The sequence below is a fragment of the Paraburkholderia caffeinilytica genome (genome assembly GCF_051027425.1).
GTDB lineage: Bacteria > Pseudomonadota > Gammaproteobacteria > Burkholderiales > Burkholderiaceae > Paraburkholderia > Paraburkholderia caffeinilytica_A.
In genome coordinates this window covers 1,738,747-1,752,601 of the sequence record NZ_CP186552.1, presented here as the reverse complement: position 1 = coordinate 1,752,601, position 13,855 = coordinate 1,738,747, and the positions used below count along the sequence as shown (strand labels likewise).

General features: G+C 60.9%; 14 protein-coding genes. 2 read left to right on the top strand and 12 right to left on the bottom strand.

Features of this window, described 5'->3' with window-relative positions:
- Positions 1 to 97: 97 nt before the first annotated feature.
- Positions 98 to 1,291, top strand: coding sequence for a urate hydroxylase PuuD (locus ACOSV0_RS07695; protein ID WP_434109701.1), 1,194 nt, complete (start codon positions 98 to 100; stop codon positions 1,289 to 1,291).
- Positions 1,292 to 1,510: 219 nt separating this feature from the next.
- Positions 1,511 to 1,777 carry a helix-turn-helix domain-containing protein gene (locus ACOSV0_RS07690; protein WP_434110204.1) on the top strand — a complete coding sequence of 89 codons (267 nt, stop codon included), beginning with the start codon at positions 1,511 to 1,513 and terminating at the stop codon, positions 1,775 to 1,777.
- Positions 1,778 to 1,907: 130 nt separating this feature from the next.
- Here ACOSV0_RS07690 and ACOSV0_RS07685 read toward each other — a convergent pair whose 3' ends face one another.
- From ACOSV0_RS07685 to ACOSV0_RS07630, 12 genes are all read right to left on the bottom strand, one after another.
- Positions 1,908 to 2,420 (bottom strand): ureidoglycolate lyase, encoded by a 513-nt coding sequence (locus ACOSV0_RS07685; RefSeq protein ID WP_434109700.1) that lies wholly within the window; start codon positions 2,418 to 2,420, stop codon positions 1,908 to 1,910.
- Complete coding sequence (gene alc / locus ACOSV0_RS07680) at positions 2,420 to 3,430, bottom strand: allantoicase (protein WP_434109699.1); 1,011 nt, start codon at positions 3,428 to 3,430, stop codon at positions 2,420 to 2,422. Before alc ends, ACOSV0_RS07685 begins: the two co-directional genes overlap by 1 nt.
- 73 nt (positions 3,431 to 3,503) lie before the next feature.
- Entirely contained in the window at positions 3,504 to 4,025 is a 522-nt protein-coding gene (gene uraD, locus ACOSV0_RS07675; RefSeq protein ID WP_434109698.1) for a 2-oxo-4-hydroxy-4-carboxy-5-ureidoimidazoline decarboxylase, read from the bottom strand.
- A complete protein-coding gene (puuE, locus tag ACOSV0_RS07670; protein ID WP_434109697.1) occupies positions 4,022 to 4,972 on the bottom strand; it encodes an allantoinase PuuE in 951 nt (316 codons plus the stop codon). The genes uraD and puuE overlap by 4 nt, the downstream gene beginning before the upstream one ends.
- A 318-nt stretch (positions 4,973 to 5,290) precedes the next feature.
- Positions 5,291 to 6,157, bottom strand: coding sequence for an aspartate/glutamate racemase family protein (locus ACOSV0_RS07665; RefSeq protein WP_434109696.1), 867 nt, complete (start codon positions 6,155 to 6,157; stop codon positions 5,291 to 5,293).
- A gap of 26 nt (positions 6,158 to 6,183) precedes the next feature.
- The gene (locus ACOSV0_RS07660) at positions 6,184 to 7,665 is read right to left on the bottom strand and encodes an NCS1 family nucleobase:cation symporter-1 (RefSeq protein ID WP_434109695.1); all 1,482 of its coding nucleotides are present in this window, start codon (positions 7,663 to 7,665) and stop codon (positions 6,184 to 6,186) included.
- Positions 7,666 to 8,002: 337 nt separating this feature from the next.
- Positions 8,003 to 8,743: a GntR family transcriptional regulator gene (locus ACOSV0_RS07655; protein WP_434109694.1), complete on the bottom strand. Its 741-nt coding sequence runs from the start codon at positions 8,741 to 8,743 to the stop codon at positions 8,003 to 8,005.
- 315 nt (positions 8,744 to 9,058) lie between these two features.
- Positions 9,059 to 9,985: a muramoyltetrapeptide carboxypeptidase gene (ldcA, locus tag ACOSV0_RS07650; protein ID WP_434109693.1), complete on the bottom strand. Its 927-nt coding sequence runs from the start codon at positions 9,983 to 9,985 to the stop codon at positions 9,059 to 9,061.
- 27 nt (positions 9,986 to 10,012) lie between these two features.
- Positions 10,013 to 10,711, bottom strand: a complete 699-nt coding sequence (tadA, locus tag ACOSV0_RS07645) for a tRNA adenosine(34) deaminase TadA (RefSeq protein ID WP_434110202.1) — start codon at positions 10,709 to 10,711, stop codon at positions 10,013 to 10,015.
- Between the two features lie 158 nt (positions 10,712 to 10,869).
- Entirely contained in the window at positions 10,870 to 11,271 is a 402-nt protein-coding gene (locus ACOSV0_RS07640; protein ID WP_434110200.1) for a DnaJ family domain-containing protein, read from the bottom strand.
- A gap of 567 nt (positions 11,272 to 11,838) precedes the next feature.
- On the bottom strand, positions 11,839 to 12,438 hold the full coding sequence (locus ACOSV0_RS07635; RefSeq protein WP_434109692.1) for a 2'-5' RNA ligase family protein: 600 nt from the start codon (positions 12,436 to 12,438) through the stop codon (positions 11,839 to 11,841).
- 420 nt (positions 12,439 to 12,858) lie between these two features.
- Complete coding sequence (locus ACOSV0_RS07630) at positions 12,859 to 13,827, bottom strand: LysR substrate-binding domain-containing protein (RefSeq protein ID WP_434109691.1); 969 nt, start codon at positions 13,825 to 13,827, stop codon at positions 12,859 to 12,861.
- Positions 13,828 to 13,855 lie beyond the last annotated feature (28 nt).

Sequence of the window (13,855 nt, the reverse complement as noted above, 5' to 3'; positions counted from 1 at the left end):
ACCGTGCACGCCGACGACCCGTCAGCCGGGTCACCGAAGGCGTAACCAAGGCACAAGCGTCGTTGCGCGTACAACGAATCAGAAGTGGAGGAGTTTCATGGAAGGCTTTATCACTGACTGGCTGAACCTGGCATTGCGCTGGTTTCACGTCATCGCCGCCATCGCCTGGATTGGCGAATCGTTCTATTTCGTCGCGCTGGACAACAGCCTGAAACCGCCTACGGACCCGAACCAGCGCAAGCGCGGTGTCTTCGGCGAACTGTGGCACGTGCACGGCGGCGGCTTCTACAACATGCAGAAGTACACCGTCGCGCCGCCGGAAATGCCGGACGACCTGCACTGGTCCAAGTGGCCGTCGTACACCACGTGGCTGTCGGGCGCGAGCCTCTTCACGGTGCTGTATCTGCTCTCGCCGTCCACCTACCTGATCGACAAGAACGTGCTCGACATGGGCCCGGTGGTCGCGGTTGCTTCGGCGCTCGGCTTCCTCGCCGCGGGCTGGATCGTCTACGACTCGCTGTGCCGTCTCCTCGGCAATAAAGACAAAGTGCTCGGCATCTGCGTCGGCATTTATGTGGTGATCGCGGCGTACCTCGCGTGCCACATCTTCGCGGGCCGTGCGGCTTACCTGATCATGGGCGCGATGCTGGCAACGATCATGTCGGCGAACGTGTTCTTCGTGATCATCCCGGGTCAACGCAAGATGGTTGACGCCATGCTCAAGGGCGAAACGCCGAACCCGATCTACGGCAAGCGCGGCAAGCAGCGTTCGGTTCACAACACGTATTTCACGCTGCCGGTGGTGTTCGCGATGCTGTCGAACCACTACGCGATGACATACACGAATCAGTACAACTGGGTCGTGCTGCTGATGATCATGCTGGCCGGCGCGCTGATTCGCCAGTTCTTCGTGATGCGTCACCGTGGCCAGGTGCTCTGGTATCTGCCGTTGGTCGGTATCGTGCTGATGTTCGCCGCCCTCTTCTGGACGATGCCCAAACCGGTCGTGCCGCAAGCACAAGCTGCGAATGCGCCGGCCGTCAAGGTGGCCGATATCGCGCCGGTGCTGCAACAACGCTGCGTGGCATGCCACTCCGCCCATCCGACGATGATGGGCAGCGCCCCGGCTGGCGTGTTGCTGGATACGCCGGACGAGATCTCGCAGAACGCACAGCGGATCTATCAGCAGGCGGTGACGTTGAAAGCGATGCCGCTGGGCAACGTCACGCACATGACCGACGACGAGCGGATGAAGATCGCCGCGTGGTTCGAAGGCGGTGCGGTGAAGTAATGAGCTGGCCGGGTGTTGCGCCCGGCTTGGCAACGCAGCATGAAGCGGGCTTTTCGCGTAAGCGGGAAGTCCGCTTTTTTGTTGATCGTTCGGTCCGGACGGTTTGTCAGAATGACAACGCAAACTGTCGCCCAGAAGGCACAAAACCAATAAAGCAAATTGTGTCTCATGAGCCACAATATGGCTAACATCCGCCAATTTGATGCCCCAGGGCTACAAATGACCAGTCTCGCGGACGTCTCGGACATACTGATGGCCGTTCGGCGCGAAAGCCATCTGTTCCAGGAGGAATTGGCGCGCCGCGCGGGCGTCGCTCGTAGTAACGTCGCGCGGATGGAAACGCTTGCCAGAAAAGATATGAGCGTGCCGGTGCTGATGCACCCGGTTGAAGCGGCCGGCTACGACCTCAAGTTGATCGCGCACGGTCACGGACCAACGCTCGAAGATATCCTGGCTGAACAGCGCATGCCGGACGCGGATTTATGAGGCTTGACGTACGAAATCGCGCCCCGCAGTGTGGTGGTCCGCAAATGAAAAAGCCCACAGCATGCACTGTGGGCTTTTTTCTAACTGACCTGCTCAACGCACTACGCTAAGGCAACCTGAGGCAACGACCTCAAACGGTCACCGCACTCAACGCATCTTCAGTCAGCCAGAGCGACTCGGCCAGATCCTGCTCGTTCAGGTTCAACCCATCGCCGCCGCGATCGACGACGATAAAGTCGCTCACGTCGCCCAATGCGATCAGCGGATGGTGCCAGACACCCTTCGCATAGTTCACGCCTTGCCAGCCGCTCGTCACGAACGCACGAATCTGCCTGGGATCCAGTTCACCTGCCGGCGCCACGACGACCAGATACGGCTTGTCGTTCAACGGCACAAACGCCTGGCTGCCTAGCGGATGCCGTTCGAGCATCTTCACTTCGAACGGCAACGTGCGCGGCTGACCGCGAAACAGATTCACCAGCGTGCGACCGTTCTCGTCGGTCACGTCCACTTTCGCAAGATCGTGATAGCGAATCGTGGTGCCGAGGTTGATCGGAATCTGCTTCGCGCCTTCGAGTTCGACCACGTCGCCGAACGGCGCGAACGCTTCCTTGGTCAGCGGTTCGATAGCCAGCGTTTTCATTATGCGAGCGTGCCCCACAGACGCAGACGCGACACGCCACCGTCCGGAATGATATTGAAGCGCACGTGCGTGACCGGACCCAATGCAGCGATTTCGCTTTCGAAATAGTGCTGGTTGTCCATCTTCAGTTTCTGTTCACCCAGCAGCACCGGCCAGAACATGGCTTGCGTGATCAGCGAGCTATCCGTGCCGCCCGTCACATACGCGGCCTGGATCGAGCAACGGTCCGGATAGTTGCCCTTGAAGTGAGCCGTATCGACTTCGATCTTCTTGATCACGCCCGGTTGCGCCAGCGCGACGATCGCCCAGTCATTGCCGGGTTCACGGCGACGGCGCGTTTCCCAGCCGTCGCCCATGTTCACACCGCGGCCCGGCATCAGAATCGTCGATGCAGCACCGAAGTGCTGGTTATTCGCTGCGACCAGATATGCGCCGTTCTCCATCGCGGCCAGATCGAACTGCTCGGTGCGGCTCGCGCCGGCCCAGTCGACTTGCGGCTGACCATACACACGCAGACGCGCGATACCGCCGTCCGGGTAGATGTTCACGCGCAGGTGCGTGTAAGCGTTTGCGTCGCTGACTTCGTGATAGTGGTGGCTATTGCCTTGCAGCGTGGTCGACGGAACGATTTCGGTCCATTGCGTCGACTGGTTCGGCACGCCGTCCACGACTCGCGCTGCCTCAACCGAAGCCGCCGGCGGGAAGTTGCCCGTAAAGTGGCTGGTGTCGAGGTCGAGACCTTTGATCACGCCCGGACGCGCGAGCTTTACGACGCACCAGTCGTAGCCGTTCGCGCGCTTGCGGCGCGTTTCCCAGCCGTCCATCCACTTGCCGTTGTTGTCGTACTTGCCCGGAATGAAGACGGCCGGTTCCGGATTCAGCATGCGATCCTTCGGTGCGAAGAAATCGTCGCTGGCCTCGAGCGCCTGCGCGCCCAGGCGCGGGTCCGCCAGATTCACATAGCGGCGCGTGAATTCCGGTGCGTTGGGGTCGAGAATCGGGAGTGCCATCTTTGTCTTCCTTAATGTTTGCTAGTGCTGAAAAAACGTTTCGGTTCGAGGTCCGCGACGCGTAGTTAACGCCCTACGCGTCGATCAGGTCGTCGAGCCGGAAACGTGCGATGCGATAGATCTGATCGAGGCTGGCGCGCAATTCATCCGCGCGGCTGTTGTTCACGCGCGCCTCGAAGTTTGCGATGATGCCGTGGCGGTCGTAACCGCGCACCGCGAGGATGAACGGAAAACCGAACTTCTCGCGATAGGCGCCGTTCAATGCCACCAGTCTGTCGAATTCTTCCTGCGTGCACTGGGCAAGGCCCGCGCCGCTCTGTTCACGCGTGGATTCAGCCGTCAACTCGCCGCGCACTGCAGCTTTGCCGGCGAGCTCCGGGTGGGCGTTGATCAACGCCAGCTGCTTCTCTTCGCCGGCAGTCTCGACGATGTGCGACATCTTGCTATGCAACTCGTCAACATTAAGAAACGGCCGCTGCCGCGCGGCGATTTCCGCGACCCACGGCGAGTGCTCGAAAATGCCCGACAACGCTGCGACGAACGCGTCGGTCGAGATGCTGTTGAGTTGGTCCAGAGTGTATTGCATCGCCTTCATGCCGCTGCCCCGCGGTTGTTTTGCTGGTAAGGGTGATGTTCGCGCCAGTGCCGCGCGATATCGACGCGCCGCGTCACCCACACGCGATCGTGCTGTTCGATATGGTCGAGAAAACGTTGCAACGCGCGGAAGCGCCCGGGGCGCCCGAGCAGACGGCAGTGCATGCCGATCGACAACATTTTCGGTGCTTCGTCGCCTTCTTCGTACAGCACGTCGAATGCGTCGCGCAGGTACGTGAAGAAATGGTCCGCCGTATTGAAGCCTTGCGGGCTCGCAAAGCGCATATCGTTGGTGTCTAGCGTGTACGGCACGATCAGTTGCGGACTCTTTGCGCCGCCCGTCACGTCGACGTCCATCCAGAACGGCAGATCGTCGCCGTAGTAATCCGAGTCGTACAGGAAGCCGCCATATTCGGCGACCAGACGATGCGTATTCGGACTGTCGCGGCCGGTGTACCAGCCGAGCGGCCGCTCACCCGTGATGCGCTCGATCGCTTCCATACCGAGGCGCATATGTTCCGCCTCTTTTTCCGGCGACACGTCCTGGTAGTGAATCCAGCGGTAGCCGTGGCAAGCGATCTCATGACCGAGCTCGACGAAGGCGCGCCCCAGATCCGGATGCCGTTCGATCGCCATGCCGACGCCGAACACCGTGAGAGGCAGACCGCGTTTCTCGAATTCGCGCAGAATGCGCCACACGCCCGCGCGCGAGCCGTATTCGTAGATCGACTCCATGCTCATGTGACGAGTCGGATAGGCCGCCGCGCCAACGATTTCCGACAAAAACTGCTCCGAGCCCGGATCGCCGTGCAGCACGCAGTTTTCACCGCCTTCTTCGTAGTTCAGGACGAATTGCACCGCGACGCGCGCTCGACCCGGCCAGTTCGCCTGCACCGGGTGGCGGCCGTAGCCGATCAGATCGCGTGGATAGTTCGAGTCGAGTGGCATGGTTTGGCGAAAGCGTGATGACGGACCGTAAAGTTAGCGCGGAACTCACGTGACATGCACGTGGGGTTTGCGTGCGTTCTGCATGCATGCGTGTGTGTGCGTTTGCCTGTGGTGGCCTTGCGAGCAGGCAAACGCACGCAAACGCAGGTGCCAGCAGAAACGCAAGCAGAAGCACAAGCAGGTCGGCGCGGGCGGAATCAGCCCTGAAAAAGCGGCACCCGAAGCAGCAACAAAATAGCGTTCAGGTACCAGCGCCGAGTGGAGCCAGTGTAGCGAAAACACCCGGGTGCGCCCATACACCCGGGCAGATAGTGCGTGTCAGACTGGATGTATGTGCGAAGCCGGCCCCACCGGGCGTTCCGTGGTGTTTACCCGCAGTAAACCGCTCGAATTTACGCTTTCCGAGGCGCTTGCGGCCGAACCGCGCGGCGGCTGCGGATTTGGGTCCGCATCGGTCGGACTGAAGGCTTCCAGCGCGCCGTCGTAGCGCTTGGCCAGCGGCCGCGCATAGTCGCCCCGCTTGGCTGTCGACAGCCGCAGCGCGACCAGCGCCTCGGTCCATTTGACTGCCGCGGTCACGCCTTCGATCACCGGCGCGCCCAGCGCATCTTCGATCTCCGCGCACAATTCGGCCATGCCCGCACAACCGAGCACGATCGCGTCCGATCCATCTTCCTCCAGCGCGCGCCGGCATTCATCGAGGATGATGCGGCGCGCCGCCGAGCCAGGCTTGTCCAGATCGAGCACGGCCACGTCGGTGGCGCGGACGTTGCGGCAAAAACGCTTCATGCCGTAGCGCTCGGCGAGATGCCACGCCATGCCGCACGTGCGCGCCAATGTGGTCACCACCGAAAATCCCGGCGCCAGCACGCTTGCCGCATGCATCGCCGCTTCGGCGATGCCGATCACCGGACCGCACGCCAACTCGCGTGCCGCGTACAGACCGGGATCGCCGAAGCAGGCGATCACGTAAGCATCGCAGCCCTCGCGCTCGCCGGCGATGACTTCGGCCAGCAAGCCGGGCGTTGCAAGCGCTTCGTCGTAATAGCCTTCAATCGACGGCGGCCCCATGGTGGGATTCACTGCGATCACTTCAGTGCCGGGCGCGGCGACTTCGCGTGCGCAGCGGCCCATCGCGTCGGTCATGCGTTGCGTTGTGTTCGGATTGATCAGTTTGATGCGCATATCGACTCCTGTTGCGACTCTAAAACTCAGCGTGCAAGTACGCGGTAGAACAACGCGCCCAACGCAGCGCCAATGAACCACGAGAAGTTCGCGAATCCATCGAGCGCCGGCACCATCACGCAGATCACGGCGATGACCGCGGCCGGCAGCAACGCGCCCACAGCCCGGTAATTGACACCGTTGCGATACCAATAGGAACCCGTTGGGGAAACCGTGTACAGATCATTCAGCACGATCTTCTGACGCTTCACGAGATAGTAGTCGACGATCAGCACCCCGTACAAAGGTCCAATAAAGCTGCCGAGCACATCGAGCGTGTAGTGAATCACCGCCGGGTTATTGAACAGGTTCCACGGCGTGATGAAAATCGACGCCACCGCCGCAAGCATGCCGCCCGCACGCCAGCTGATCAGACGCGGCGCAACGTTCGAGAAGTCGAAGGCCGGCGAAACGAAGTTAGCGACAATATTGATACCGATAGTCGCGATCGTAAAGGTCAATGCACCGAGAATTACCGCAGTCGGGTAGTCGATATGGCCCACCGTTTCGACCGGGTCCGTGATCAGTTCGCCGAATACCGGCAGCGTTGCCGCGGTCGTGATCACCGTCACCAGCGAGAAGGCCAGGAAGTTGACCGGCAGGCCCCAGAAGTTACCGCGCTGCACACTGCGAAAGCTCTTACCGTAGCGGGAAAAGTCGCCGAAATTCAGCATCGGTCCGGAGAAGTACGAGACTACCAGTGAGATTGCCGTGATCATCACTGGCACCACCTGCATGCCGTGGTACTTAACGCCTCCCAGGTTGATGCCGATGTTTCGCCATCCTGCGCGATACACCATGTAGCCCGCGAGAATGAACATCACCACATAGACCGCCGGACCGGCGAAGTCGATGAACTTCTTGATGGTCTCCATGCCATGCCAGAACACAAGCGCCTGCAAGACCCACAGCAGCATGAAACCGGCCCAGCCCAAGGTGGAAAGACCCATGAAGCCATGATGATGCACATCCGCGTACGGCAACAGTTGCGGGACAAACTTAAGCACCACGATCACCAGCGCGCTCGAAGCCAGATAAGTTTGGATTCCGTACCATGCGACCGCGATCAAACCGCGAATCACGGCAGGAATATTCGCGCCGAGCACACCGAATGTCGCGCGGCAGGCTACCGGATAAGGCACGCCGTTCGCCTGACTCGGTTTCGCAATCAGATTGCAGAGTACGTTGACAATTGCAATGCCGACCAGCAGCGCAATCAGCACCTGCCAGCTTGTCAGTCCAAGCGCGAACAGACTGCCCGCGAACACATAACCGCCGACGCTGTGCACGTCCGACATCCAGAACGCGAAGATGTTGTAGGCGCCCCAGGTTTGATGGCGCAGCGGCGCCAGATCTTCGTTGTATAGCCTCTCGCTGTAACCTGCGGGCATCGAGGTATCGTCGGACACACTGCCGTGTCCGTACGTGGAAATGGTGGGATTGCCGGGCGCTGCACTGAACTGAGCCATGTTTCCTCCTTGGGATAGGGACCGCCGATAGCAAATCGACGGACGTTACCTCGGCCATGCCAGTTGTCTCTCCTCTTCCCGATCTGGAAACAGGAGGTTCGAACCGGCCGACTGACCGTGCCGCGGATGTCTCTGTACTTGATGTACTTGTGGTTATCGCACCGCCCGTAGCCGCGGATTCCCGGCGGTGCGTTACTACTCCAGGGCCGTCATCCCGTGACGGCCACGCGTGCGCAAGCCGGCAGCGCTCACGTCGAGCCGCCTTGCAACGCCTGATTCGGTTCAGTTCAATTCAGTGCGGCGCGCACCCGCAACAGGCGCGCACCGGCCGCGTGCCTCAGTCTGGCGCGGACCTGGTCTTTGCTGCTTCCTTCGACGCCCCGTTGAGCGCGCCGAACACTTCATGCAGATCGGCTGCGCCACGTGCGGGGCGCTCCAGCATCTTCAACTCGACGCTTTGCAAATGGCGCGACATGAGCGCCGCCGCCTCTTTTGCATCGCCGGCGTCGAGCGCGGCGAGAATCGCTTCATGGTCTTCGAACGAGCAAGGGCTGCGCCCGAGCGACTCGTACAGTGCTGAAATCAACGTGGAGCGCGCCACCAGTCCGTTCAGGCAGTCGCACAGCACGGTGTTGCCGGTGAGCCCGGCCAACTCGGTATGGAACTCACCCGACAGGCGAATCCACGCCGGAAAATCACGTGTTTCGAACGCTTTGCGTTCGCGGCCGATCATGCTGCCTATGCTCTTCAAACGGCGCATGCCATGACCGCCGCAAATCTTTTCGACCACAGCCAGTTCGATGATCCGGCGCATTTCGAACACTTCATGCACTTCCTGCAGCGACGGACTGGCGACGAACGCACCGCGATTCGGTTCGAGATCGACGAGGTGATCGGTCGCCAGTTGCGCGAGCGCCTGCCGGATCGGGCCGCGCTTCACGTTAAATACTTCGCATAACTGTGCTTCTGTCAGCTTGGCGCCGGGCGCGAGTCGATGCTCGAGGATCGCGGCGCGGATACGCTCGGCGATCGCTTCGGGTTTCGAACCATTCGAGCTGGCGGAATCTGTGTCGGACATGATGTTCGTCTCGGTATGTTGGTCATCATAGGATGGACATAAAAATTGTCAACAATTTTTGCTTTGAATTTCGACAATCTGCGTGACCAGCCTGATATGCAAGTTCGTGGACACACCACGCAGGCCTTGCTCTGCTTCACTACCAGTTTAATTAATCTGTGATGCGGCCGTCTATTGAAGACGAATTTTGTCAACAAAGTGCGAGGCTTTCAGCGCGCAGATCTGCTGGATGTTATCTGCAAAAATTGACCGTTAGTTGCGTTAATAATCAAAAAAGAAAGCGGGCAAACACCCGCTTCCCTGCCCTGCGCCGTTTCAGGCGAGAGTCGGATAACCCGATAACGTCAGTTTGAATCCATGCGCGTTGGCGACGAGATGCGCGTCCGCACCAACCGGCAGCGTGAGCATGTTGGGAATGTGGCCGAATTGCAGACCGGTGATGACCGGAATCCCAATCACCGACCTCACCTGTTCGATCATCGTGTGCAGGTCGTAGCCGTTGTCGTACTCGTACGATTTCCCGCCGGAAAAATCGCCGAGTACAAGTGCCTGCTGCTGCGCGAGGATGCCCGACAGATGCAACTGATAAAGCATCCGCTCGAGCCGGAATGGCTGCTCGTTGATGTCTTCGAGGAACAGAATGCCGCCCTGCACCGGCGGCATGTACGGCGTGCCGATCAACGATGTCACCACCGCCAGATTGCCGCCCCACAACATACCTGTGACGTCGGCAGTCTGCGCTTGCGGCGCATTGCTCGTCACCGTCATGGTCGGCCTGGTCAGCGCGGACCAGAAGTGCTGCATGGTGAATTCGCTCAGATCTTCCGCGCCGAAGTCGCTCAGCAACATCGGGCCGCTGAAGGTTTTCACACCGGCGCGTGCCAGCAAGGCAAGCTGCACCGCGGTGAAATCGCTATGGCCCACCAGCGCGACCGGTTGATCGGTCAATCGCCGCTGCAGCCCTTCGTAGTCGAGTCCGTGCAGGATGCGTATCGCGCCGTAGCCACCCCGCACGGCCAGCACGATGTCGGGCAACGCGCGCGAGGGATCGGCCAGCCGGTTCAGATCGGCGGCACGCTCACCGTCCGTGCCGGCAAAGCGCTGGTAACGGCGCTTTGTCGCCTCCACACCCTCAACGCGATGCCCCTGCGCATGCAAGCGATGCAACGCGCGATGCAGCACCTCGGCATCATGCGGATACCCGGACGGCGCGATCAACTCGATGGTGCGATGGACGGTCATTGGCAAGACCTGTTGGACGTTGTTGTTTTAGAGCGGCTCAGCCGACCCCGGGTCGCTGCGTGCTGCGGTGTGTGCTTCGGCGTCGTGGGAGCGTGCTTCGCTATGCGCTTCGGCATGCGGTGCTTCACTACGCGCCTGAACATGCGTTTCGGGGCGTGCTTCGCTGCTGGCTACAACATGCGCCTCAACGTACGCTTCGCCCCGTGCCGCCGCGCGTGCCTCACGGCTGGCGCGCCGCCGCTCGGCAAAAAACGATTTGAGCGCGTCGCCGCATTCGGTTTCGAGCACGCCACCTGTCACCGTGGTGTGGTGATTCAACTGTGGATTCGCAAACGCGTCGACGACACTGCCGCACGCGCCCGTTTTCGGATCGCGTGCCCCGAACACGACGCGGGCGATGCGTGCATGCATGATCGCACCGGCGCACATCAGGCAAGGCTCCAGCGTCACATAGAGCTCACAGCCCGGCAGACGGTAGTTCTCGACGGCTTGCGCAGCCGCGCGCAAGGCGATCATTTCCGCATGCGCCGACGGGTCGTGCGCACCGATCGGATGGTTGAATCCTTTAGCGATGACTTCGTCGCCCCGCACGAGCACCGCACCGACCGGCACTTCTCCTGCGGCGCGGGCCTCTTCGGCAGCGGCCTGGGCAAGCGCCATGAAGCGACGATCGCGCTCCGGGACAGGCGGCGCGGGCGATTTATCAGGCGTGGATGTGTCGATCAGAGTAGCGGCGTCCGTTGGCGTCAGGTCACTCACTGCGCGTGCTGGAGCAGCACAACCAACGGATCCGGCTTGAGCCGCCGGCAATGTGACCGCCTCGGCCGATTCACCGGAGTCGGCCGACTCCGGACCTGGCGCGGCGGAATGGGCAAGCGGCTCGCTCACTGCGAACCCGCATCAGCCATATTAAGGTTGCCGACGCGCTCCGACAGCCGCTCGGCAATGCGGCGGCAGTATTCTCGCGGCAGGACCAGCGGGCCGCCGCGCAGCGATTCAAGTGCCATATCGAGCGCCAGCATGCGCGCCTGGAGACGGCACCGGGTAGTCCGGTCGCTCACGGCATTCAGATCCGCTTGCAGGTCGCACAAGGCGCGCAGCTGCTCGACAGCCGGCGGCACGAAACCCGCATTCTTCAAAATCCGGTTGGCGACGCGCACTTCCTCAGGGACCAGTGCATCGTCCTCCAGAGGCAGCGGGGCGCCCGCACCGGGCAAATCATCGAACTCACCGCGCGCGGCTGCGGCGGCAATACGCTGTTCGACTAACGCATCAAGCAATTTCATCTGCAGTCCACTACGTTGCGGCCCAAGCATTCTATCAGGGAGCGCGCGACGGTTCTGGCTGTCTGACCGACGAATCCCCCTGGTTTTCAGATTTTGCGTATTTGAGGGACACCTGGCGTGGATTAGGGTGAAGGCTTGCCGGCGCCGCCGCTTCGTGCCCGCAAAAACTTACAACTATCTTTCGTCACGCGGTGCAAAAACGGCCACCCGCACCGGCCCTTCTCATTGAATACCCCTTACGCCATGCAATCCAGAACCACCGTCCACCGCTTCGACACCGCACTTCCCGCTTGCGCCGCACGCCTCGATCCGAGCCTCATCGCATTGGCCACACGACTTCAAAAGCCCGCTTTCAAGCGATATCTACGCGTGACATTGGCGGCCGTCGCGATGTCGGCGGCGTTATCAGGCTGCGGCGTGTTCTGCGGAGGAGCAGGCGGAAGCGGCGGCGGCTTCTCCGGTGGTTGCGCGACTGGCGTGCGGTTCTAGTCCGACGCGGTTGGTTCGGGTCCAACGCGGTTCAGCGCATGAGCCTCCCGGCCTCCACCGCAGAAGCCCGTACTGCAGTTACCCGGCCGCCAACCGCCAGCGTGCCAGAACAACATGCCGGGTACGCCCAAGCAGGCTGTGCACCAGCGCAAACTCACGCACGTTCCAACTGACGGCTTCGACAGGACGCGTCGCGATCCAGGGCATGCCATACGCGAGGGTCACGTGCGGGGTGTACGACGTATTCGGCGAGACCGCGCGATCGCCAAATCCGGCGTTTTGCAATGCCACTGCCAACGCATCGTGAAGCGCGTGCAGCCCAACGACACCCTCGCCTCCACCCAACACGAGCGGCCCCGGCCGGGGCTTCAGCGCAAAACTGAGCGCATTGTCGAACTCGACGCTAAAAGGCTCCATCCTGATCGACGCAGCCGCGCCCATTGCCGCATCCACCCGCACCGGCGGCAAACCGCCCGCGAAATTGCCGAGGTGCAGCAACGTGACGTGCAAACGATTGGCCGCAAGAGGCTTGCTCTTCGAGCGTGTTTCCCCGCAGAGCTGTTGCGCCAGCTTCGAGATGCCCGTCGCCGTATGCGTATCTGGAAAGACGGCGAAGAACAGACCGTCTGTGGGCACAGGTGGCGCCTCGAGTCCAGGCAGCCAGAGTTGCTCAGGCATGGCGCGCCTGAATGGGTGACGCAGACATTTCGAAGACTCCCCTCTCACCGATGCGGGCTTGCTCGCGCATCTGAAAATTTTCGCAGATCGGCGGCGCAAGATTTATTACATCCGCCCGCAAATAAAAACGTTGGACTCGCTGTGCGCATACGTGCACACGCACCCCAATACTGTACATTCATACAGTATTATCGGCAACGTGGAATTTGCAGACAGTGCAGTTGCGTACTCGCAATGCGCGGCGTCACGCATGGTGTGCAGAAAGTCGTCGAGTGCCTCGGGCGGCGGCGGCATAAAGTGCGGGGCTCCCGTTGAGGCGGAGGCGTTGAGGATCAGGGAAATGTATTGAACATTGATCTCGTTGTTACTTACGCAAGCATTCGATCCAGGGTAGCCCAGCCCGTAAATTTCAACGGCCTGCTAATTCGAACTGCCATGGGAATCGCTCACCTGATCGCTTTGAGAAGCCGCTCTCTTTACCGCGGCCATCTCATGACGAATGACAGGCCGCGCGATTTGGGCAAATGCCGTGACCAGCCGCGCTTGCGCCTGGTACGTTGGATACAGCAGCGCGACTTCATTCGGTATATCAACCGTAAATGGCCGTATCTCAATGCCGCCATTAAGAAACTCGTCCCTTGCTGCCAGCGGATTGACGAGACTGATGCCCATGCCCGCACGCACCATCGCGCATACCGACGAGCCAAGGCTTGCTTCAGCGACGATGTGTCTCGGCACATGCTGGGCCGCAAATACGTCGTCGATGGTGGAACGCAGCAGGCTCTCGCCCGTAGGCGCGATGAACCGCTGATTGGCGAAGTGCGCGGGTTTAAGCTTGCGCCACCGGCATAACGGATGCCCCTTCGGCAGGACCGCAACGCATCGCAGCGTCGCGATTGATTCAACATTGATGCCCGCCGCTTCTCCAGTCAGAAGCGCAAGCCCGGTGTCGCAAAATCCCGAACGCACCCAGTCCTTGACGGACACCGCGTTGCCCGAATGGATCGACACCAGCACGTCGGGATGAGCCGCATGAAACTCCGCGACAACCTTGACCAGCAGATCGCCCGCGAGCCGCGGCATGGCTGCGACGCTCAGGCGCGCCGCGCTGAATGAACGGATGTTCGCCGCGACTGATTCGAGCTCGGCGAGCCCCGCAAACGTCCGCTCTACTTCACGAAAAAAACGCAGCCCGTCTTGCGTCGGACCTAGCCGGCTGCCATTGCGCTCGAACAATGGAAACTGCGTGATCGTCTCCAGTTGAGCGACTAGCCGGCTAACTTGCGGTTGCGAAGTGTGCATCGCACGCGCGGCAACCGTCATCGAATTGGTCGACATGACAGCGCGAAACGCCTCGATATGGCGTACGCCGAGTCTCAGTTTTGGCATATCAGATCCGTATTGACCAATGCGAAAC

What these genes read in the sequence shown, in the direction of transcription:
- ACOSV0_RS07695 (WP_434109701.1), top strand. Translation starts at nt 98, where the DNA reads ATGGAAGGCTTTATCACTGACTGGCTGAACCTGGCATTGCGCTGGTTT.
- ACOSV0_RS07690 (WP_434110204.1), top strand. Translation starts at nt 1,511, where the DNA reads ATGACCAGTCTCGCGGACGTCTCGGACATACTGATGGCCGTTCGGCGC.
- ACOSV0_RS07685 (WP_434109700.1), bottom strand. Translation starts at nt 2,420, where the DNA reads ATGAAAACGCTGGCTATCGAACCGCTGACCAAGGAAGCGTTCGCGCCG.
- alc (WP_434109699.1), bottom strand. Translation starts at nt 3,430, where the DNA reads ATGGCACTCCCGATTCTCGACCCCAACGCACCGGAATTCACGCGCCGC.
- uraD (WP_434109698.1), bottom strand. Translation starts at nt 4,025, where the DNA reads ATGAAGGCGATGCAATACACTCTGGACCAACTCAACAGCATCTCGACC.
- puuE (WP_434109697.1), bottom strand. Translation starts at nt 4,972, where the DNA reads ATGCCACTCGACTCGAACTATCCACGCGATCTGATCGGCTACGGCCGC.
- ACOSV0_RS07665 (WP_434109696.1), bottom strand. Translation starts at nt 6,157, where the DNA reads ATGCGCATCAAACTGATCAATCCGAACACAACGCAACGCATGACCGAC.
- ACOSV0_RS07660 (WP_434109695.1), bottom strand. Translation starts at nt 7,665, where the DNA reads ATGGCTCAGTTCAGTGCAGCGCCCGGCAATCCCACCATTTCCACGTAC.
- ACOSV0_RS07655 (WP_434109694.1), bottom strand. Translation starts at nt 8,743, where the DNA reads ATGTCCGACACAGATTCCGCCAGCTCGAATGGTTCGAAACCCGAAGCG.
- ldcA (WP_434109693.1), bottom strand. Translation starts at nt 9,985, where the DNA reads ATGACCGTCCATCGCACCATCGAGTTGATCGCGCCGTCCGGGTATCCG.
- ACOSV0_RS07640 (WP_434110200.1), bottom strand. Translation starts at nt 11,271, where the DNA reads ATGAAATTGCTTGATGCGTTAGTCGAACAGCGTATTGCCGCCGCAGCC.
- ACOSV0_RS07635 (WP_434109692.1), bottom strand. Translation starts at nt 12,438, where the DNA reads ATGCCTGAGCAACTCTGGCTGCCTGGACTCGAGGCGCCACCTGTGCCC.
- ACOSV0_RS07630 (WP_434109691.1), bottom strand. Translation starts at nt 13,827, where the DNA reads ATGCCAAAACTGAGACTCGGCGTACGCCATATCGAGGCGTTTCGCGCT.